We start from the raw sequence: 20,733 nt of genomic DNA on the forward strand, positions 1-20,733 counted from the left end.
GCCCATGCCGGAGACCCACGGCGCGCCTCGACGGCGCGACGAGCGGTCCCAGCCTTCCCGTTCGCGGGATGCGTCGGGTCGAGATGCGCCGCTGTATGGCGCGCTCGATCTGGGGACCAACAATTGCCGGCTGCTGATCGCGCGGCCGTCACGCGAAGGCTTTCGCGTGGTCGACAGCTTCAGCCGCATCGTGCGGCTGGGCGAAGGGCTGTCGCGGACGGGCCTTCTGGACCCGCGCGCCATGGACCGGGCCTACGACGCCCTGGCCCTGTGCGCCGAGCGGATCGTGCGCAAGGGCGTCGATTCCGCGCGACTGAGCGCCGTCGCCACCCAGGCCTGCCGCGCGGCCGAGAACGGCGCCGACTTCATCGACCGTGTTCGCAGGGGCACGGGCCTGCGTTTGCGGATCATCGATCCCGCCGAAGAGGCGCGGCTGGCGGTCGAGGGATGCCTGAACCTGATCGATCCCAAGGCCGAGGCCGTGCTGGTCATCGATGTCGGCGGCGGCTCGACCGAGATGTCGTGGCTGAAGCGCAGCGGGACCGACTGGACGACCACCGCCTGGATGTCGGCGCCGGTGGGGGTCGTGACCCTGGCCGAGCGGCATCCCGAGCCCCCGAACTCCGGCGAGGCCTGGTACGAGGCGATGGTCGCCGACATGGGCGCGGCCATTGCAGCGGGCGGGATCATCGACGACCCGATGCTGGAGCTGTTCCGGCAGAACCGGGCGCATCTGGTCGGCACCTCGGGCGCGATCACCAGCCTGGCGGGCATTCACCTGAATCTGCCGCGCTACAATCGCGACCGGGTCGATGGCTTGTGGATGACGCGCGCCGACTGCGAGGCGGCGGCGGATCGGCTGAAGGCGCTGGGTCCGGACGGCCGGGCGCGCGAGGCCTGCATCGGTCCCGATCGGGCGGACCTCGTTTTGGCGGGCGCCGCCATCCTGGAGGCGGTGCAGCGCGCCTGGCCGTCGGAACGGGTGCGGGTCGCGGATCGGGGCCTGCGCGAAGGCTTGCTGCTGCAACGAATGCGCGAAGACAAGAAGCCGCCGAGGGGACGGCGTCGTCGGCGCGGACGGGGGCGGCCGGCCTCCGCCGCCTGATCAGGCGGCGGGCGTGACGCGCACCGGCAGTTCGATGTCGCAGACCGAGAAATCCGCGCCGCGCGCCTGACGCGCCTGCTGCGCCAGGGTCTGGAAGGTGGCGGAGTTGGTGTTCAGGACGGCCGCCGTCGGACGTTCGGCTTCGGGCAGATCTGACGCCACGCGGACGCGGGTCATCTGATCCGGTCCCTGGACCAAACCATCCGGCGTGTCGCTGGCCTTCAGCGATCGCACGACGTCCAGGCCGGACACGACCCGACCCCAGACGGTGTAGCGCTTGTCCAGGGCCGGATAGGCCTGACGCATCAGGAAGAACTGGCTGTTGGCGGTGTCGTTGCCCTCGTCTCGCGCCATGCCCGCGACGCCCGGGCAATACAGGGCCCAACCGTGCACCTTCTTGTCGCTGGTGCCGGACATCAGGGCGTCGGGCTGGGTCTGGACCGGGATGGAATCGACAAAGCCGACCAGGGCGCCGACCGGGGCCGCCACCGGGGTGAAGGCCATGTCCGCGCCACGGCGGAAGGTGAACTCGGCCTTCAGGTCGGGATACCAGCTCTGCCCCTCGCCCGTGCCCAGCGGATCGCCGGTCTGGGCCATGAACCAATCGATCACCCGGTGCCAGACCAGGTTGTCGAAAAAGCCGCGCGACGCCAGCAGCTTGATGCGTTCGACATGGGCGGGCGCGATCTGGGGCGCCAGTTCGACCAGAACTCGCCCCTTGTTGGTGTCGATGACCAGCAGGTTCTCGGGCGCGATGGTCCTCCATTCACCAGGCGGCGGCGGAGGCGCGGGAACGGCGGTCGCGTCTTGCGCCAGGGCGGCGCCCGCCGTCGCAGCCAGCACGGCCGCCGCCATCGCCATCGTTCGTATCGTCATCGTCCCCTCCCCCGTTTGCGAAAGCCTCAGCCGCCTGTCACTTCGGCGACCGGCTGGATGTCGCAGACGCTGTAGGCCGCGCCGCGCGCGGCGCGCGCCGTAGCGATCCGTTCTGCGAAGGCGGCGCTGCCGGCGTTGAGGACACGCACGGTTGGACGCTCGGCCTCGGGCAGGGCCGAGGCCATGCGGACGCGGGTCATGGTGTCGGGATCGGTCACCTTGCCGTCCTCGGCGTCCGAACCCTTCTTCAGCTTGCCGACCACGTCCAGGCCGGACACCACGCGACCGAAGGCGGTGTAGATGCCGTCCAGTTGTTCGCGCGCGCCCATCATCAGGAAGAACTGGCTGTTGGCGCTGTCGGGCGAACCCGAGCGGGCCATGCCCAGCACGCCGGGACAGAACAGGCCGTGGGCGTCGACCTTGAAGTCGGCGGTGACCATCATCTGGGCGTCGGGCTGGGTCTGGACCGGCAGATCGCCGACCAGGCCGCGCACGCCCGCTCCCACGCTGGGCACCGCGACGAAGCCCGCATCGCGACCGCGACGGAAGCTGAATTCGGCCTTCAGGTCCGGCAGCTCGCTGCCCCCCTCGCCCGTCCCCTTCGGATCGCCGGTTTGCGCCATGAAATCAGGGATGACGCGATGGAACTTCAGACCATCATAGAAGCCCTGGTTGGCCAGGGTGCGGATGCGTTCCGCATGGTTGGGCGCGGCGACGGGGATCAGTTCGACCAGCACCCGCCCCTTCGACGTATCGATAACCAGCAGGTTTTCCGGCGTAATGGTCCGCCAGTCGGACGCCGCCGGCGCCGTTTGCGCCACAGCGGGGGCCTGTGTCTGGGCTTGGGCCGCGCCAGCCGCGAGAAGGGCGGCGACGGTCGCTGCGATGATGGCCTTACGCATGGTCTTGTTACCCTAACCGTTCTTGACCTTGGCCCGCACGCGCTCGGCGATGGCGGGGCTGACGAAACTGTCGATCGCGCCGTCCAGCCGGGCGATCTCCTTGACGAGCCGCGAGGCGATGGCCTGATGGCGCGGATCGGCCATCAGGAATACGGTCTCGATGTCCTGATTGAGGCGCTGGTTCATGGCCGTCATCTGGAACTCGTATTCAAAGTCGGCGACGGCGCGCAGACCCCGGATGATGACGCTAGCGTCCAGCTCTTCGGCGAAATGCATCAGCAGGGTCGAGAACGGCTGGACCACGATGTCGCCGCCGAGGGGCGCCATCTCGGCCTTCAGCATCTCGACCCGCTCGGCGGTGGAGAACAGAGGGCCCTTGTCGTCGTTCTGGGCCACGCCGATGACCAGCCGGTCCACCAGCTTCAGCGCGCGCTTGATGATGTCGGTATGCCCGTTCGTCACCGGGTCGAAGGTGCCCGGATAAAGTCCGATGCGCATGCGTGTCTCCCCGGCCTGTCGCGTGGCGTCAGCGTCGTTTAGCAGGTGCGAAATCAGCGGCCTAGCCGGCTGACGCCATCGTCATCGTCACGATCCGCGATGGGCTGGGGCGCCTGGGCGCTCCAGGCCGATTCGACCTTGGCGAGCAGGACCGTATCATTGGCGAAGGCGACATCGTCGATGGCGGTGATCGGACAGACGGGCGTGGCGCTGTTGCACAGGAAAGCGCCGTCGAAGGCGCCGATCTCGTCGAGACGGATCGGCCGCGTTTCACTGGTCAGCCCGATCTGGGGCAGCCCGCGCGTGATCAAGGCCTGGGTCACGCCCGCCAGCATCAGGGCCTGGGGCCAGACGATCCGGCCGCCTTGGACGAAGCCGATGTTCCACAGCGTGCCCTCTGACACTTGCCCTTCACCATCCACAAACAGGGCGTCGTCAAACCCGGCGGCGCGCGCGGCGCGGCGCGCGCGAATCAGGCCGAAGGTGGCGAGATGCTTCAGATGCGGCGCCTCGCGCGCGTAGGGCATGGCGGTAATCCGCACCCGGTTCGCCAGCGGCGGAGGCGCAGGGGAGACATTGGTCATCACCTTCGGTCGGCCGACATAGGTCGGGTTGCGATGGCCGATCTCCGGCGAGAACAGGCTGACGCGCAGCCAGCAGGCGTCTCGGCCGGCGACGGCCAGCGCCATCAGACGCCGGAACTCCGCCTCGCCGGGGCTTTCACCGAACAGTTCGACGGCGGCCTGCTCCAGACGCGCGAGGTGGAGGTCGAGGCCGCGCGCGGCGCCATCCTCGACGCTGAAGGAGGTATAGGCGCCGTAGTTGACCAACGTCTGGCGCGCCAGGTCGTCAGGCGTGGCGGGAAGGCCGTCGATCAGAATCGTCGCGCTCAAACGACGCTCCCTTTGCCCGCTGGGCGGAGGCGGATCAGGCCTCGCCGCCGTCTTCTCCGCCGACATCGGCATCATCCGCGCCGCCGCTTTCCGGCAGACGTTCAACCGAGACGACCTTTTCATCCTTGCCGGTGCGGAAGATGGTGACGCCTTGGCTGGAGCGGCCGACGATGCGGACCTGGTCGATGCGAGTGCGGATCATCTGACCGCCCGAGGTGACCAGCAGCAGGTCGTCCGTCTCCTCAACCGGGAAGGCCGCCGCAAGACGCGTGCCGGCGCGACCGCCCAAGCCGTGGGCCGTCAAACCTTGGCCGCCGCGCCCCGTACGACGATACTCGTAGGCCGAGGATCGCTTGCCGAAGCCGGTCTCGGTGACCGTCAGGATGAACTGTTCGGCGGCGCCTAGTTCGGCGATCCGCTCGACCGTCAGAGCCGCATCCGCGACCTCGTCTTCAGCCTCGACCGGAGCCGCGGCATCCTCTTCCACATCCGCACCGGCCAGGGCCTTGCGCATCGCGTTGGCGTGTTTGACGTAGGCGGCGCGTTCTTCCGGAGTCGCGTCCACACGGCCCAGGATGGCCATGGAGATGACCTCGTCGCCGTCCTGCAGGCGCACGCCCCGGACGCCGGTCGAATCCCGGCCCTTGAAGACGCGCACGTCGTCGGCCTTGAACCGGATCGCGCGGCCCAGCGCCGTCGTCAGCAGCACGTCGTCGTCCGCCGTGCACAGGCCGACGCCGACCATGCGGTCAGAGCCTTCCAGCTTCATGGCGATCTTGCCGGCACGGTTGACGGTGGCGAAGTCCGACAGCTTGTTGCGCCGCACGTCGCCGCTCGAGGTGGCGAACATGATGTCGTAGTCGCCCCAGGTCGTCTCGTCCTCGGGCAGAGGCAGGACGTTCATGATGCTGTCGCCCGGCTCGATAGGCAGCAGATTGACGAAGGCCTTGCCGCGCGACTGCGGATTGCCCAGCGGCAGACGCCAGGTCTTCAGCTTGTAGGCCTTGCCGTTGGTGGCGAAGAACAGGACCGGGGTATGGGTCGAGGCGCTGAACACGCCGGTGATGGCGTCCTCGTCCTTCATCGACATGCCGCTGCGGCCCTTGCCGCCGCGATGCTGGGTCCGATAGGCGTTCAGGGCCACGCGCTTGACGTAGCCGCCATGGGTGACGGTGACGACCATGTCCTCGCGCGGGATCAGGTCCTCGTCCTCCATCTCGCCGTCGCCTTCCCCGATCAGGGTGCGACGCGGAACGGCGAACCGGTCCTTCACGTCGATCAGGTCGTCGCGGATGATGGCCAGGACGTTCTTGCGGTCCGACAGGATGGTCAGGTGGCCCTGGATGGTGTCGGCCAGGCCATGCGCCTCGCCGAAGATGTCGTCGCGGCCCAGGCCGGTCAGACGCGACAGGGTCAGGGCCAGGATGGCGCGGGCCTGTTCGTCGGTCAGGCGGATCTTGTCGCCCTCGACGATGACGGTGCGCGGATCGGCGATCAGCTCGACCAAGGCCATCATGTCGCCGACAGGCCAGGCCTTGGCCTGCAGACGCTCGCGCGCCTCGGTCGGATCGGCCGACGAGCGGATGATGTGGATCACCTCGTCGATATTGGCGACGGCGACGGCCAGACCGACCAGGACGTGACCGCGGTCGCGGGCCTTGTTCAGCTCGAACTTGACGCGGCGAACGACGACTTCCTCGCGGAAGTCGAGGAAGATCTGCAGCAGCTGGCGCAGACCCATCTGCTCGGGCCGGCCGTGGTTCAGCGCCAGCATGTTGACGCCGAACGAGCTCTGCATGGCGGTATAGCGCCACAGCTGGTTCAGAATCACGTCGCCGGACGCGTCGCGCTTCAGCTCGATCACGATCCGCATCCCTTGGCGGTCGGATTCGTCGCGAACGTCGGAAATACCTTCCAGCCGCTTCTCGCGCACCATTTCGGCGATGCGCTCGATCAGGGTCTGTTTGTTGACCTGATAGGGCAGTTCTGTGACGACGATGGCCTCGCGGTCCTTGCGGATCTCCTCCACCGAGGCGCGGCCGCGCACGACGACCGAGCCGCGACCGTCGCGCAGGGCGTTGCGCGGCGCGGTACGGCCCATGATCTCGCCGCCGGTCGGGAAGTCCGGGCCGGGCACGATGTCCAGCAGGGCGTCGTCGGTGACGTTGGGATCGTCCAGCAGGGCCAGGGCCGCATCCACGACTTCGCCCAGATTGTGCGGCGGGATGTTGGTTGCCATGCCGACGGCGATGCCGCCCGCCCCGTTGACCAGCAGATTGGGAATCCGGCTCGGCAGAACGACCGGCTCCAGCTCCTTCTCGTCGTAGTTCGGCTGGAAATCGACCGTGTCCTTGTCGATGTCGGCCATCAGGGCGACGGCGGCCGGGGCCATCCGGGCTTCGGTGTAACGCATCGAGGCGGGCATATCGCCGTCGACCGAACCGAAGTTGCCCTGGCCGTCGACCAGCATCAGCCCCATCGAGAACGGCTGCGCCATCCGCACCAGGGCCATATAGACCGAGGCGTCGCCATGGGGGTGGAACCGGCCCAGCACGTCACCGACCACACGAGCGCATTTCGAATAGCTGCGCTCAGGCGTCATGTTCAGATCGTGCATCGAATACAGGATGCGACGGTGAACCGGCTTCAGCCCGTCACGGGCGTCAGGAAGCGCGCGCGAGACGATCACGCTCATGGCGTAGTCGAGGTACGAACGCTTCAGTTCGTCCTCGATCGTGATCGTGGAAATGTCGGAGCCGCCGCCTCCCGGAACGATCGGAGATGCGGCGTTTTCGTAGCTGTCGTCGGTCAATGAAGCGTGGCTTTATGCGGCCGGAATCGGAACGTGATCCGCTGTGACGATTTCTAGCATTCCAGGGCCTCGGTGGCAAAGCGACGTCGCCGTGAAAGCCCGTCTCTGAAAGGACTTTCGACATGCGCGCCACCCGCCTCGCCGCCGCCCTTCTCCTCGCCTCCCCCTTGGCCCTGACAACCGCCTGCGCCGCGACCGGAAACGCGCCCCAGGCGGCCGTCGAACGCGCGCCCGTCGGCGCGACGGGACAGGCCGTTCTGATCAACGCCTCCGGCGCCAATATCGGCCGCGTCGACCTGCGTCAGGGGCCGACCGGCCTTCTGATGAAGATCGAGGCTTCGGGCCTGACGCCCGGCTGGCACGGCATTCACATCCATGCGACCGGCGAATGCGCCGCGCCCTTCACCTCGTCCGGGGCCCACATCAACCACGGCGAGCCCAAGGCCCCGCACGGTCTGTTGAACGCCGCCGGGCCGGACGACGGCGACCTGCCCAACGTCTGGGCCGGTGCGGACGGCAAGGTGAACGCCGAACTGTTCACGACCCGCGCGCGGATTTCGTCCGAAGGGCCCGGCCAATGGCTGTGGGACGCCGACGGCTCGGCCATCATCATCCACGCCAACCCCGACGACCATTCGACCCAGCCCATCGGCGGCGCCGGCGACCGGGTGGCCTGCGCGGCGCTCAGCGCAAGCTGAGCCTTTCTCCGGTACAGAAGATGGCCCGCTGGACAGGGTTCAGCGGGTCTCTTTTTGTGCGAGAAGACGGCGGATCATTTCGGTCTGCTCCTCCTGTCGGGCGGTCAGGTGTTCGACCTTTTCCAGCAGGGCCATGATCTCGATCTCGGCCTTCAGATTGACCTGATAGTCATTGCCGGCATCCAGCCGATCCTTTGACGCCTGGCGGTTCTGGCTCATCATGATGACCGGCGCCTGGATCGCCGCCAGCATCGACAGGACCAGGTTCAGGAAGATGAAGGGATAGGGGTCAAAGGCTTCCTTGCGCAGCAGCAGGTTCAGCCCGGTCCAGATCGCCAGGAAGACGCCAAACGCGATGATGAAGGGCCATGAACCGCCGAACGCCGCCACCCGATCGGCCAGCCGCTCGCCGAAGGTTTGGCGGTCGTCGAAGGTCTCGTTGATGTCTTCGGAAACGGGGCGACGATCGGCGGTGCTCTGAACGACGACGGCTTCGTTCGCCGGAAGATCGTGCTTCGCCTTGCCCAGCCAGCGGCGGGAGACGTGGTCGGCGTCGAGGGGGGCGTGATGCATGACGGGCTCCTGAAACGATCAGCAACAGATCAAGCCTTGGCGGCCCCCGCACGCAAGCCCCGTTCGGCCAGGGCCACAAGGGCCACCCCGCCCATGGTGATGGCCGATCCCGTCAAAATCTGCGGCGTCAGGATATCGCCCATGAAGCTCCAGCCGATGAACATCGACACCACGGGCGTGACCAGCAGATAGGGCGTCACCCGCCCCGCCTCGCGCCGCTGCACCAGCCAGAACAGCAGGGTGGTCGCCAGCACGGACGACACGACGCCCGCCCACAGCAACGAGGCCCAGACCATGGGCGTGGCGCTCTTCACCGCCTCCCACTGGCCATGCTCGAACACCGCCGAGCCGAAGGCCATGACGGGAAAGGCGCCCAGCGCCAGCAGACCCTGCATCTTCAGCGGCGGGATGGAGGTGGTGCGACGCGCGACCACCGTGGTCACGCCCCAGGCGGCGCCGGCCGCGATGGCGACCAGAATGGCCTTCCAGTCCTGCAGCGCATGGGCGTCCAGCGTCATCCACGCCACACCGACGAAGGCCACGCCCATGCCGACCAAGGCCGCCTTGGACAGCCGCTCGCCCAGGATCAGAAAGGCGAACAGGGTGGTGAAGGGGATCCACAACTGGTTGGCCACGGTCACGGGGCTGACGTCCGTCGCCAGCCAGTAGGCCGTGTAGGCCAAGCCGTACTGGATCGGCCCGCCGATGATCACTATCAGCATCAGGCTCTTCCAGTCCGGAAACGGCGGCCGCACGAAAGCGATCAGACAGGCCGTGGCGATGCCGAACCGGATGGCGCCGACCAACAGCGGCGACAACTCCTGCGTCGCCAGCTTGGCCCCGGCGTTGTTGACGCCCCACACCACGATGATCGCCACGATGGCGGCGATCTCCAGCCCGGTGAGAGCGTGAGGCCTCTTGGGCAGGCGCGCGGGCGCAGGCGCAACTTCGGAACGGACTTCGGTCATGACCGCCCTATGGCACGGTGCGCCCGGCGCGTCGGCTCACTTTGGATGACCTCAGGTTTCCGCTCAGAAATCCGGCTTGGCGACCGCTGGCAACGATCGCCAAGTCAGGCACTCAGTCTTAGAACGGGATGTCGTCGTTCAGATCGTAGCTTTCCTTGGGGCCGCTCGGCTTGTTGGCGCCGCCGGTAGAGAAGCCCGAGGAATAGTCGTCATCGCCGCGACCGCCGCCGCCGTAACCACCGCCTGATGAGCCGCCTTCCGAACGGCCGCCCAGCATGGTCAGTTCACCCTTGAAGCGGCTGACAACGATCTCGGTCGAATACTTTTCGACGCCCTGCTGGTCGGTCCATTTGCGGGTCTGGAGCGCGCCCTCGATGTAGACGGTCGAGCCCTTCTTCACATAGTTCTCGACCACCTTGACGATGTTGTCGTTGAAGATGACGACCCGGTGCCACTCGGTCTTTTCCTTGCGCTCGCCCGAGGACTTGTCGCGCCAGGTTTCCGAGGTGGCGATGGACAGGTTGGCGATGCGGTCGCCGTTGGGCATGGAGCGGATTTCGGGATCGCGACCCAGATTGCCGACCAGAATGACCTTGTTGACGCTGCCCGCCATGGAAACTTCCTTCTCGTGTGAGGCGGCGACGACTTCGCCCGCCCCGTCAATTCAGTCCGATGTCTGACCGTAGCAGCACGCCACCGCCAGCCGCTTTTGACATCCGACCCGCCAAAACGGTGGATCATTAACAAAATGTTCCACCTTTGTTCTTTCTGCGCAAGCCCTACTTGGCGGCAGGGTCGGCGGCGATGGCGATGGGACGACCCGTCTCGTCGCGCTGGATGGCGCCGGGGATGGCCAGACGGCCGTCGCCCGTGCGGGCCATGGCGAAGAAGCGGCTGCCGTTCAGGCTCTTGCCGATCTTGACCCCCTCGCGGTCCACGAAGATGAACCGCCCTTGGTAGGCGCCGGCGATTTCCTGGTTCGAACCGCCCATGCGCAGGAAGCGAAGACGCATCTCCTCCAGCCGCGCGGCGCATTGTTCGAGCTGGGGCTGGTTGTCGGCAATTTTCTGCAGGCGCGGCGGCGCATTGTCCGGCGTCGCCACGAAGTAGCAGGCGCCCTCGGCGAACTCATATTTGGGTTCGTTGGAGCAGGCGCCCAGCAGAGCGATCCCGGCGATGGCGGCGAGGGCGACGAAACGCATCAGTTCATTCCCGTGAATTGGCAGTTGCGATCCTGCTCGGCCAGGGTCCTGAAACGGTTGTTGTCATTCGACTGTTCCACCCGGCGCGGCACCAGACGCAGGGTCGTATCGCCCCAGCGGCCGTATTGGGCGTCGCCCGGCCCGACGCAGGTTCCGGCGTAAAGCGCTTGAACGCAGGCGTTCAGGCTCATGTTCGGCGACAGGGTGCGCCAGTCGGAGCCGGTGTGGCGCAGGCAGGGGCTGCCGCTGGCCACGGGTGTGGGGCGCGGCGCAGGCGTCTGTTCGATGGAGGCCGGCGGCGGGGTCTGGGCCATCTCGACCGCAGGCAGTTCGGGCGGCGGGGCGAAGGCGGCGGTCGGCGCGGCGGCCAAGGCGCCCGTCGCGTCCAGCCCGACGTCCAGAGCATCCGTCGCCAGACCATTGCGCTGGGCGCAGACCGCCAGGGTCGCCATGCCGACGAACTGACCATCGACGAAGCAGCGCAGTTCCCGCGTCGGCTCAAGCGTGGGCGCCTCGGCCAGATTGACGACCAAGCCGCCCTTGGACGCCGGCGGTGCTTCCGTCGTCTTGTCGCCGCCGCCCGCAAAGATCAGGGCGAGCACGACGGCGATGACGATCGCCACGCCGGCGCCGACCAACAGGATGACGCGGTTGTCTTTCGGAAGGGCCATGAACGGGCTTTCGCGGATGAGGAGGTCAATAACCCCGACCCGGCCTCGGGCGTCAACCGCCTTGACCGGTCCCGACCGCCATCAGGCCGTCAGGCGGCTCAGCGCAGCCTGATAGTTGGCCAGCTGCGTTTGCTGATAGGCGGTCGAGGAGCCGTTGCCGGTCTGGGTGTTGGTTATGCCGCCGGTCGATGGCGCGAGGGCGCGATAGGAGGACCGGACCGCCGTCATCGCCTGAGCCAGCGATTCGATGGCCGCCTTGATCGAGGCGGGATCGTTCAGGTTCAGCTTGTTCGACAGGTTCAGCCCATAGGTCTTGATCGCGTCCTTGTCCGGTTTCACCGGACCGACGAAACCGGGCGTCAGACCCAGCGCGCCCAGGGCGTCCTTGCCGATCGCCCCGGCGGAGATGACGGCGCCGTCCTTGTTGGCCGCCGTTTTGATTTCCAGGCGCTGGACGATGGGTTTGGCCTTCAGATCGGTGATGACCTTGGCTTCCAACTGGCGGCCAGAGGCGGCGTTGATCTTCTTGGCCAGGCTTTCCAGCGTGTCCTTGGCGTCGATGGTCACTGTGACGGCGCGGCCGCCGGCTGCGGGGCTGATCGAAAACTGATCGCCGACGCGGGCCGAGGTGGCGACGGTCAGCAGCTTGGAATCCGCCTGCATGATCTGGCCTTGAGGCAGGCCGAGGCGGTCGAGCACGCTGGCCCCGCCCGCTGCGATGCTCAGGCTGGTTGGCTTGGCCTGATCACCGTCCGCACGCCAGGCTCGGTTCGATTGAACCTGCCCCGTGGCCAGATCGATCTGCGCGAGATAGCCGGATGTGGGGTCGTCCTTGCCGGCGCCTTCCGCCCGGTTCGTGCCGGTGATCCAGACCTTGCCGTCCTTGATGGCGACGTCGGCGGCGGTGTCCGCGCCCGCCCCGCCGAAATAGGTCAGTTGGTCACTGGCCGAGGCCTGAAGGTCTGTCGACAAGGTGGCGATGAAGACATCGCTGCCGCCGGCATGCGCGTTGGTCACCGTGGCGATATCGAGGGCGGTGTTTTCGGTATGGCCGGTCACGACCACCTTGCCGTTCTCGACCGATATGCCGGCGATCGCGCCGCTGGCGTAGCCAAGGTCACGCGTCGAAGCCAGGCTCGGCACGCCGTCGGCGTCCAGGGTGAAGCGGCGCACGACCGCCTTCCCGTTCTCGACGCCGGCCGTATAGAGGTCGTTTCCTGACACCGTCATGGCCTGAACGGAATCGTCGCCGCTGGTGCCGAACTGCACGGTCGCGACGTTCACGCCCACGTCCGGGCCGTTGATCTTGATCGGCTTTTCCTGGAAGGCCTGAAGATAGGAATCCCAGCCGCCCAGGGCCGCATTGCCCGGCATGGCCGATTTCGACCGGCCGGCGACATAGACCATGCCGTCGGCGCCGAAGCGGACCTCGGTCGCCTCATCGGCCGCCTTGGCGCCGCGCCGCTGTGTCCACAACTCCTGGCCCGAACTGTCGAACACCGAGACGAAACTGTCGGCCACGGCCGCGTTGTCGCCGCTCTTGCCGGGTTCCAGCGCCCCGGTCACCGATCCGGCCAGGGCGACCCGGCCGTCATCGTCGATGGCGATGGAGAAGCCGTTGGCGTTGGAGGCGGCGCCGAGCAGCTTGGTCTGCATCAGATTGCCGGCGGAATCATATTTCATCAGGGCGACATCGCGCGCACCCTTGATCGGTTGACTGGCGTCGCCTGCCGTCAGTTCGGCGACGACCCAGACGGAACCGTCCGGGGCCACGGCGCTGGCCTTAACCGCGGCGACCCCGTCGGGCAGGTTGGCGTGCCCCACCCTGCCCTCGACCCAGAACGGATCGTCGACGCCCTGCTGGGCGGCCGGCGCCGCGCCGCCGTCGGCCTGGAACTTCAGCAGTTGGCCCGCCGTGCCGGTCTTTCCGACCCCTTGCGTCACATAGACGGCGTCGGAGGTGTCGACGGCCTGGAAGCTGATGGCTTCGCCGGTCCCGCCATTGACCTTCAACGCCCACTGATCCGGTCCGGCCGGCAGGGTGATGGTCTTGGTTCCGCTTTTGACGGTCTTCGGCTCGGCGGGGATCAACTGAGCGCTGATGCGCGTCGCGACGCCCGCGTCCTCCAGCTTGCCGTTCATATAGGCGGTGATATTGGCCAACGACCGATCGGTCGCACCTATCTCGGACAGGTCCATGGCGATCGCCTGCTCTCCGGCCGCCGTCTTGACGGTCACGGAGAACTTCACGTCGCCCTCGAACGCCTTGACCGTGGCGGTGGGGTCGCCGTCGTGGATGGGGGCGGTAACGAAACTGGTCGGCGCCCGTTCCAGCGCATAGGTGCTCTTGACCGAGGTCTGGGCCACGCCCTGCACCAGCCGCATATCTTCGAAACTGGCGGTGCTCAGATAGGTCGACAGTTCGGCCAGGCCTTCGCCGAAACGCTTGGACACCAGGGCGGCTTCCGACGCGCTCAGCCCCTTGACGCCAGCACGGTCGGCCAGGGCGCCCAGCGTGTTCAGGCCCTGATACAGGGCGAACATCTTGCGGTAGTCGGTGGAAGCGCCGGCCAGATCCAGGCTGACATTGCCCTCGTCGATCAGGCGACGGCCGCCCAGGGCCGCACGGACCAGGTCGCTGGCCTTCGCCGGTGTCGCCGTGGACGACCAGGGGGCCGTCGGTTGGGTCTTCTTGGTTTTGACGGCCGGGCTGGCGGTCGTGGCGGCGCCTGACGACGACGTCCCCGTCGTCGTTCCGAAAAGACCCAGCAGATAGCTGTTGTTGATCATTCAGACGGCTCCGACCCTATCGTGCGGCGGGCGTCGATAAGGAACCGTTAAGCTGTCCGATCAGCCCTTGAACAGCGACAGGATGACCTGCGGCGCCTGGTTGGCGATCGACAGGGCCTGAACGCCGAGTTGCTGCTGGACCTGCAGGGCCTGAAGGCGGGCGCTTTCCTTGGCCAGATCCGCATCCACCAGATTGCCGATGCCGGCTTCCAGCGCGTCCGACAGCTTGCCGACGTAGGTGGTGTGGCGCTCGATCTGCTTGGACTGGGCGCCCAGTTCGGCCAGACGTGCGCTGCTGGTGGTGATGGCGGCGTTGACGGCGGCCAGGGCGGTCGTGGCGTTGGCCTGGCTGGTCAGGGTCGTGCCGGTCAGCGACAAGCCGGCGACCGTCAGGTTCTGGCGATCCAGCGCGATAACCTCGGCGCCGTCGGCGCTGGCCAGGAAGTTCAGCGTCGTCGTCGCCGAACCGTCCAGAATGTTGGCGCCGTCAAAGATGGCGTTGTTGGCGAACGAGTCGATCGAGCTCAGCAGCGCCTGGAATTCATCATTGTAGGACGTGCGGGTGGCGGCGCTGGCGCTCGGGTCCGCCGCCGCGGTCGCCTTCTGCTTCAGCTCAAGCAGGATGTCCGAGATCTGTTCGCCTGCCGCCAGCGACACGTCGGCGATGGATGTCGCGCGGTTCAGGCTGGTGGTGACGGCTTCAAGCGATCCCCGGTCGGCGCGTTGACCTTGCGCCACCGCCCAGACCGCGGCGTTGTCGCGCGCACCTTGAACCTTGAGCCCCGTGTTCACCCGGCTCTGCGTCGCCGCCAACTGGTCGTTGGTGCGGTTCAGATTCTGCAGGGCGATCATCGCCGAGGTGTTGGTGTGGATGCTGGTGGTCATGGCTTCAAGCCCCCGGACGTTCTGTGGGCTACAGGATTAACCACGAGTCGTAATCACATGGTTAACGCGCCGGAAACCATGATTGCGCCGTCCGGCGAGCCGGCGGCGTTAAAGAGTTTGAGCCCTCGCCTGTCGTCAGACGGCGGTATCGACCAGACGACCTCCGCGGTAGGTCGGGTCGCTGTTCAGCTTTTCGACATCCTCGCGCGGCAACTGGCGGATCACCTCCCCCGTCACCCGGTCCAAGACCTTATAGACGAAGCGGTTGTCGCCCACGGCCTCGATGGTCAGTCGAAAGCGGCTGGCGTCGTGGTTGTCGTTCCTGGCTGCCGGGGCCGGCGTCGCAGGCTGGATGGCGACCGGACTGACGGGAGGGATCTGAGGTACGCTTACTGATCTCGCGACATTGTCTGTCATGGCTCCACGCGCAGGTCGTCCCACGCCCTCTAGAGAAACAAACGATCAGCCGGAGCGGTCGCGAAACCGCTCCGGCCGCGCGTCTTAGCGGAACAGGCCCAGCAGGATCGAGCTGCCCTGGTTGGCGATCGACAACGCCTGCACGCCCAGCTGTTGCTTGGTTTGCAGGGCGGTCAGCTTGGCGCTTTCCTTGGCCAGATCGGCGTCCACCAGATTGCCCACGCCGGCTTCAAGAGCGTCCTGAAGCTTGTTGACGAAGGTGATCTGACGGCCCAGCGACTTGGACTGGGTGCCTAGGGTGGCCAGGGCGCTCGTCGTCGCCGAGATAGCGGCGTCGACGTTCGCCGCGGTGGCGTTGGCGGCCGTGACGCTGCCGGTGTTCACCGCGGTGATCGCCGCGTTCGAACCCAGAGCCGTCAGGCTGTTCACACCATCGAAGGTCGCGCCGGAGATCGCCGAGGCGACTTCCAGACCCAAGGCGTTGTAGTCGGCCAGATAGGCCGTCTGCGCCGAGCCGGTCGACGAGGCGATGTTGACGGCGAGCGACTTCATTTCTTCCAGAGCGGAAGTGACGGAATCGCCGGCGGCCAGAGCCACGTCGGTGATCGACTGGGTGCGTTGCAGGCCGGCGCGAACGGCGTCCTGCGAGGCGGCGTTGGCGCGTTGCGACGTGGCGATCGCGAAGATCGCACCGTTGTCCTTCGCCGACGACACCTTCATCCCGGTGCTGATCCGGTTTTGGGTCGTGTCCAGCTGTTGGCTGGTCTTGTTCAGGCTCTGCAGAGCGACTGCGGCGCCGTAGTTCGTATTGATGCTGGGCATTTCTAGCCCTCCTTTTCACTTCGTGAGAGCCCCGGCGTTTTGCCGGGGTGAGCGTTTTGCTCGGGGTTCAAGGCCACGACCCCGCCGTCGGGACGGCGAGGTCTCCGGGCCTTAGCGGAAGAGGCTCAGCAGGATCGAGCTGCCCTGGTTGGCGATCGACAGCGCCTGCACGCCCAGCTGTTGCTTGGTTTGCAGGGCGGTCAGTCGTGCGCTTTCCTTGGCCAGATCGGCGTCCACCAGATTGCCCACGCCAGCTTCCATCGCGTCCTGAAGCTTGTTGACGAAGGTGATCTGACGCCCGACCGACTTGGACTGTGTGCCCAGGGTGGCCAGGGTGCTGGTCACGCCCGCGATCGCCAGATCGACGTTCGCGGTGGTGTAGTTGGCGACGGTCGGCGTCGCCGCGGTGAACATCGCCAGTTGGGTGTTCGCGCTGACCGCCGTGGCGGTGCCCAGGCGATAGGTGCCCGAACCCGTCTGGACGTCGGTGGTCGTGCCTGCAGCCGTGTTCAACAGGTTGACCCCGTCGAAGCTGGCGCCGGCGATCGCGTCGTTGATTTCCTTGCCCAGGGCAGTGAAGTCGGCCTCGTATGCCGTCTTCGCCGAACCCGTGGACGAGGCGATGTTGACCGCAAGCGACTTCATCTCTTCCAGGGCGGAGGTGATGGTGTCGCCGGCCGCCAGGGCCACGTCGACGATGGACTGACCGCGTTGCAGCGAGTTGCGAACCGCGTCTTGAGAGGCGGCGTTGGCGCGCTGTTGCGTGGCGATGGCGAAGATCGCGCCATTGTCCTTGGCCGAGGAGACTTTCAGGCCGGTGCTGATCCGGTTCTGAGTCGTCTCCAGCTGGGCGCTGGTCTTGTTCAGGCTCTGCAGGGCGACTGCGGCGCCGTAGTTCGTATTGATGCTGGGCATTTCTGGCCCTCCTAGTTCACTTCGTGAGATCCCCTGGCGTTTTGCCGGGGTGAGCATTTTGCTCAGGTCCGGGCGCCGGGAACCGACGACCGATCAGATGCGGCCTTGGCCCGACCGCCTCAGCGATCGGGCCGTGGGCCTTAGCGGAACAGGCTCAGCAGGATCGAGCTGCCCTGGTTGGCGATCGACAGCGCCTGCACGCCCAGCTGCTGCTTGGTTTGCAGGGCGGTCAGCTTGGCGCTTTCCTTGGCCAGGTCTGCATCGACCAGGTTGCCGACACCGGCTTCCATCGCATCTTGCAGCTTGTTGACGAAGGTGATCTGGCGGCCCAGCGACTTGGACTGGGTGCCCAGCGTCGCCAGCGACGACGTGACCGTCGCGATGCCGGCGTCGACCGCAGCCGTCGTGGCGCCCGCACGAGCGACGGAGCCGCCCGTCAGGCCCGTCACCGAGGCGACGCCCAGAGGCGTCGTCAGGCTGTTGGCGCCGTCGAACGAAGCGCCGGAGATCGCGGTGGCGATTTCTGCGCCCAGGGCGTTGAAGTCTTTCAGATAGGCCGTCTCAGCATCCGAACCGGCGACCGAAGACTGGATGCTGACAGCGAGCGACTTCATCTCTTCCAGGGCGGAGGTGATCGTGTCGCCGGCGGCCAGGGCCACGTCGGTGATCGATTGGCTGCGTTGCAGCGAGTTGCGCGTCGCGTCTTGCGAAGCGGCGTTGGCGCGCTGCTGGGTGGCGATGGCGAAGATCGCGCCATTGTCCTTGGCCGAAGACACCTTCATGCCGGTGCTGATCCGGTTTTGGGTGGTTTCCAGCTGGGCGTTGGTCTTGTTCAGGCTCTGCAGGGCGACTGCGGCGCCGTAGTTCGTATTGATGCTGGGCATTTCTGGCCCTCCTTGTCACTTCAGTGATTTCCAGCGTCGTTTTGCCGCCGGGAGCTTTTTGCTCGGTGAGTAAGAAGCAATTGCCGGGCCATTTCTGATCCGCACAAAAGCCTACAACTAACTGATTTTACTGGTTTACCTTTGATTTACCCTCCTTCCGACCCGGCAGCTCTTGCCGGGGTGGTCCGCGCACCAGGCAAGATTTGCCGAGTGGGCGTCGAGTTGGTCTGCGCCTGCGTGGGGTCACCCCACGGCGAAAGGCGAAGCATTCAGCCCCAAGGGCTTAGTTCCGGAAGAGGCTCAGCAGTATCGAGCTGCCCTGATTGGCGATCGACAGCGCCTGCACGCCCAGCTGTTGCTTGGTTTGCAGAGCGGTCAGCTTGGCGCTTTCCTTGGCCAGGTCTGCGTCCACCAGGTTGCCGATGCCGGCCTCGGTCGAGTCCTGCAGCTTGTTGACGAAGGTCAGTTGACGCCCGACCGATTTGGACTGCGTGCCGATCGTGGCCAGGTCAGCGGTGATCTCGGTGATTGCCGCATCGACGATGGCGGTCGTCGCGCCGGCGCGGGCAGCAGTGCCGGCGGAGACGGCCGTGATCGGGGCGGCGGCCGCCTTGTCGGTCGTTCCGAAACCGATCTGATAGGTTCCGCCGCTGACGTTGGTGGTGATGTTGGTGGCCGTTGTGGTGTTCCACAGGTTGACGCCGTCAAAGGTCGCGCCCTTCAACGCCGCGTCGATTTCCTTACCCAAGGCGTTGAAATCGGCCAGATATGAGGTTTCGGCAGCTGAGCCGGCGACCGACGATTGAATGCTGACGGCCAGCGATTTCATCTCTTCCAGGGCGGCGGTGATGGTGTCGCCGGCGGCCAGGGCCACATCGACGATCGACTGTCCGCGCTGAAGTGAATTCCGAACCGCATCCATGGCGCCCATGTTGGCGCGTTGGGTCGTCGCGATGGCGTAGATCGCGCCGTTGTCCTTGGCCGAGCCCACCTTCAGGCCCGTCGAGACACGGTTTTGCGTGCGCTCCAACATAGCGTTGGTCGCATTGAGGTTTTGCAGCGCGACAGCGGCGCCGTAGTTCGTATTGATGCTCGTAGCCATTTTGGCTTTCCTGTTCACTTCGTGTGATGTCCGACGCCATTTTAGCGTCAGGAGCGTTTTGCTCGGTCTTCAGGAGAGCAAGGGCGGGGCCAGTCCAAAATGCGACGCCGGCCAGACTCCGACACTGATTTCATTGAACTTATCTCGGCGGTTTGCGAAACGACCCGGCAAGCCTGCACACCAGGCGGCAGAAGTTGCCGAGTCGTTTTTGCAGGGCGTCAGTCGCGGCGTCGCACCTGCGCGTCCTGCATCGCGCGTTCGGCCAACAGGGTCTCGACCGCCAGCCGCCGCGCCCCGTCGCAGGTCACGATCTGGGCGCCGCGCAGCAGATAGGCCGCGTCCAGATCGCCGGCCGTCGGTTCAGCCGGCAGGGTCGCCAGCGCGCACGGCCGTGTCGCCACCTCCGGCAAGACCAGTCGCGCCGGCGCAACCGTCGAGATCGGGGGCGACGCGGCACAGTTCGCGGTCATGGTCGCGAAGGCGATCAGCGCGGCGGTTCTCCAAGGGATGGTCGGCATCGTCGGCGCTCCTGCTCTGGGCGACGGCGGCCGTGGTCGCCCGGTCCGCCGCCCCCGTCATGTGGTGATAGTGATCGACGCGCTGGGCCTGAGCCGCGGCGCCTTCGGTTTCGATGCGTCGGGCGTTAGCCTGCGCCGCCGCCACGGCAGTCGCATCCCGCGCCTGATTGCGCGCGGCCTCCAGACGCTTGTGCTGCAGGTTCAGCGGATCCCAGCGGAAGCCGAGCCCGCCCAGCAAGACGAACCCCAGCGCCAACGCTGTCGCACCCACCACCAGCCAGCCGAGCGGCGTCAGCGCCCGCAGTATCGATCCCGCGCTCATGGAAAGGCCTTTCGATCCAGCTCGAAATGCGGACCGTCCCGCAACGTCTTCCAGTCGCCGCCCCAGATCAGCGGCGTCTTGAGATCCCGCGCCGCCGCCTTGAACGCCTCGGCGATCCGGCCATACAGCGGCCAGTCCCATCGCGCCTGCCCTTCGACCAGTGCGGCGACATCGACGGCATGGCCCGTCAGATGGCGCGAGCGCGCGGTGCGGCTGGCGCCCGCCTTGACCAGGGCGGCCTGACGTTCGGCCGTGCGTAGCCCCTCGGTGATCATGAAATCCACGGGCGTGCGGGTGATGGCCGCCTCGACCACCGCAATCAGGGCCGGATGCACTCCGACGAGCCGTGCCCGCGACCGGCTGGACAGACGAAAGCTCATGGTCGACCTCCGCTGATCCGCAGCCGGGCTGTGGCGATCAGGGTAATCAACTGTTGAGCGGTCGGCGCCACCAGATAGAGCACCAGGATCAAGGCCAGCAGGCCCATCAGCCCGTCCGTGATCCTGGGCAGCATCTCAGCCGGCATCCGCCCGACCGTGCGCATCAACAGCACCCACAGCCCCGCGCTGACAGCAAAGGCATAGAGGCGACGAAACAGCCACCGCCCCTCCGCCAACGGGACCCCCCCCCTGTTTGTGTCGGATCATCGTTCGTCCTCCTCGTCATAGGTTTCGACGGCGCAACGGCCGTCCCATCCGGACTGGGCGCGCCATTCCCCGTCGCTGAGGCTGTCGGGCGCTTCCCACGCCTCGGCCTCCAGCACCTCGACCGGCTCGGCCGGATGTCCACGCCGGCTCATCCGACGACCGTGATCAGAACCGCGCCCGAAGCGCCCGAACCGCCTTGGCCGCCGAAGGTCAGGCCCGCGCCGCCTCCCCCG

General features: G+C 66.6%; 24 protein-coding genes. 2 read left to right on the forward strand and 22 right to left on the reverse strand.

From position 1 onward, the window contains the following. The first annotated feature begins 4 nt into the window (after positions 1-4). Positions 5-1,105 carry a Ppx/GppA phosphatase family protein gene (locus tag GGC30_RS07030; RefSeq protein WP_153923238.1) on the forward strand — a complete coding sequence of 367 codons (1,101 nt, stop codon included), beginning with the start codon at positions 5-7 and terminating at the stop codon, positions 1,103-1,105. On the opposite strand, the gene GGC30_RS07035 is transcribed toward GGC30_RS07030, so the two are convergent. The 5 genes from GGC30_RS07035 to gyrA are packed head-to-tail and all read right to left on the reverse strand — an operon-like array spanning position 1,106 to position 7,086. Beyond that, entirely contained in the window at positions 1,106-1,981 is an 876-nt protein-coding gene (locus GGC30_RS07035) for a peptidylprolyl isomerase (protein ID WP_228763644.1), read from the reverse strand. Positions 1,982-2,007: 26 nt separating this feature from the next. Continuing rightward, positions 2,008-2,883, reverse strand: a complete 876-nt coding sequence (locus GGC30_RS07040) for a peptidylprolyl isomerase (protein WP_153923239.1) — start codon at positions 2,881-2,883, stop codon at positions 2,008-2,010. Positions 2,884-2,895: 12 nt separating this feature from the next. After that, entirely contained in the window at positions 2,896-3,381 is a 486-nt protein-coding gene (gene coaD, locus GGC30_RS07045) for a pantetheine-phosphate adenylyltransferase (protein ID WP_017504115.1), read from the reverse strand. Between the two features lie 53 nt (positions 3,382-3,434). Beyond that, positions 3,435-4,274: an aminotransferase class IV gene (locus GGC30_RS07050; RefSeq protein WP_153923240.1), complete on the reverse strand. Its 840-nt coding sequence runs from the start codon at positions 4,272-4,274 to the stop codon at positions 3,435-3,437. Between the two features lie 34 nt (positions 4,275-4,308). Then, a complete protein-coding gene (gene gyrA, locus GGC30_RS07055; protein ID WP_153923241.1) occupies positions 4,309-7,086 on the reverse strand; it encodes a DNA gyrase subunit A in 2,778 nt (925 codons plus the stop codon). 122 nt (positions 7,087-7,208) lie between these two features. On the opposite strand from gyrA, the gene GGC30_RS07060 reads away from it, so the two are divergent. Continuing rightward, positions 7,209-7,784: a superoxide dismutase family protein gene (locus tag GGC30_RS07060; protein WP_045810201.1), complete on the forward strand. Its 576-nt coding sequence runs from the start codon at positions 7,209-7,211 to the stop codon at positions 7,782-7,784. A gap of 39 nt (positions 7,785-7,823) precedes the next feature. Here GGC30_RS07060 and GGC30_RS07065 read toward each other — a convergent pair whose 3' ends face one another. The 17 genes from GGC30_RS07065 to GGC30_RS07145 all read right to left on the reverse strand — a co-directional run bounded on the left by GGC30_RS07065 (position 7,824) and on the right by GGC30_RS07145 (position 20,652). Beyond that, complete coding sequence (locus GGC30_RS07065; RefSeq protein WP_153923242.1) at positions 7,824-8,357, reverse strand: DUF1003 domain-containing protein; 534 nt, start codon at positions 8,355-8,357, stop codon at positions 7,824-7,826. A 29-nt stretch (positions 8,358-8,386) separates the two neighbouring features. Continuing rightward, positions 8,387-9,325 carry a DMT family transporter gene (locus GGC30_RS07070; RefSeq protein ID WP_153923243.1) on the reverse strand — a complete coding sequence of 313 codons (939 nt, stop codon included), beginning with the start codon at positions 9,323-9,325 and terminating at the stop codon, positions 8,387-8,389. A 118-nt stretch (positions 9,326-9,443) separates the two neighbouring features. Beyond that, on the reverse strand, positions 9,444-9,938 hold the full coding sequence (ssb, locus tag GGC30_RS07075) for a single-stranded DNA-binding protein (RefSeq protein ID WP_153923244.1): 495 nt from the start codon (positions 9,936-9,938) through the stop codon (positions 9,444-9,446). A 166-nt stretch (positions 9,939-10,104) separates the two neighbouring features. After that, a complete protein-coding gene (locus tag GGC30_RS07080; RefSeq protein ID WP_153923245.1) occupies positions 10,105-10,527 on the reverse strand; it encodes a hypothetical protein in 423 nt (140 codons plus the stop codon). Beyond that, positions 10,527-11,198: a hypothetical protein gene (locus GGC30_RS07085; protein WP_153923246.1), complete on the reverse strand. Its 672-nt coding sequence runs from the start codon at positions 11,196-11,198 to the stop codon at positions 10,527-10,529. The genes GGC30_RS07080 and GGC30_RS07085 overlap by 1 nt, the downstream gene beginning before the upstream one ends. An 81-nt stretch (positions 11,199-11,279) precedes the next feature. Next, positions 11,280-13,988: a transcriptional regulator gene (locus GGC30_RS07090; RefSeq protein ID WP_153923247.1), complete on the reverse strand. Its 2,709-nt coding sequence runs from the start codon at positions 13,986-13,988 to the stop codon at positions 11,280-11,282. Between the two features lie 60 nt (positions 13,989-14,048). After that, positions 14,049-14,873 (reverse strand): flagellin, encoded by an 825-nt coding sequence (locus tag GGC30_RS07095; RefSeq protein WP_153923248.1) that lies wholly within the window; start codon positions 14,871-14,873, stop codon positions 14,049-14,051. 135 nt (positions 14,874-15,008) lie between these two features. Further along, complete coding sequence (locus tag GGC30_RS16520) at positions 15,009-15,290, reverse strand: hypothetical protein (protein WP_153923249.1); 282 nt, start codon at positions 15,288-15,290, stop codon at positions 15,009-15,011. Positions 15,291-15,374: 84 nt separating this feature from the next. Next, positions 15,375-16,112 carry a flagellin gene (locus tag GGC30_RS07105; RefSeq protein ID WP_055753193.1) on the reverse strand — a complete coding sequence of 246 codons (738 nt, stop codon included), beginning with the start codon at positions 16,110-16,112 and terminating at the stop codon, positions 15,375-15,377. Positions 16,113-16,223: 111 nt separating this feature from the next. Continuing rightward, a complete protein-coding gene (locus GGC30_RS07110) occupies positions 16,224-17,027 on the reverse strand; it encodes a flagellin (RefSeq protein WP_055753192.1) in 804 nt (267 codons plus the stop codon). A gap of 140 nt (positions 17,028-17,167) precedes the next feature. After that, on the reverse strand, positions 17,168-17,911 hold the full coding sequence (locus GGC30_RS07115; protein WP_055753191.1) for a flagellin: 744 nt from the start codon (positions 17,909-17,911) through the stop codon (positions 17,168-17,170). 283 nt (positions 17,912-18,194) lie between these two features. Next, positions 18,195-19,013, reverse strand: coding sequence for a flagellin (locus tag GGC30_RS07120; protein WP_055808061.1), 819 nt, complete (start codon positions 19,011-19,013; stop codon positions 18,195-18,197). 218 nt (positions 19,014-19,231) lie between these two features. Next, positions 19,232-19,414 carry a hypothetical protein gene (locus GGC30_RS07125; protein WP_197458562.1) on the reverse strand — a complete coding sequence of 61 codons (183 nt, stop codon included), beginning with the start codon at positions 19,412-19,414 and terminating at the stop codon, positions 19,232-19,234. Further along, positions 19,374-19,853, reverse strand: coding sequence for a hypothetical protein (locus tag GGC30_RS07130; protein ID WP_153923250.1), 480 nt, complete (start codon positions 19,851-19,853; stop codon positions 19,374-19,376). Before GGC30_RS07130 ends, GGC30_RS07125 begins: the two co-directional genes overlap by 41 nt. Then, entirely contained in the window at positions 19,850-20,233 is a 384-nt protein-coding gene (locus GGC30_RS07135) for a M15 family metallopeptidase (protein ID WP_153923251.1), read from the reverse strand. Before GGC30_RS07135 ends, GGC30_RS07130 begins: the two co-directional genes overlap by 4 nt. After that, positions 20,230-20,469, reverse strand: coding sequence for a hypothetical protein (locus GGC30_RS07140; RefSeq protein ID WP_017504137.1), 240 nt, complete (start codon positions 20,467-20,469; stop codon positions 20,230-20,232). Before GGC30_RS07140 ends, GGC30_RS07135 begins: the two co-directional genes overlap by 4 nt. A gap of 27 nt (positions 20,470-20,496) precedes the next feature. Next, on the reverse strand, positions 20,497-20,652 hold the full coding sequence (locus tag GGC30_RS07145; protein ID WP_017504138.1) for a hypothetical protein: 156 nt from the start codon (positions 20,650-20,652) through the stop codon (positions 20,497-20,499). Positions 20,653-20,733: the final 81 nt, after the last annotated feature.

It is taken from the genome of Brevundimonas sp. SPF441, from assembly GCF_009661015.1.
GTDB classification, from domain to species: domain Bacteria; phylum Pseudomonadota; class Alphaproteobacteria; order Caulobacterales; family Caulobacteraceae; genus Brevundimonas; species Brevundimonas vesicularis.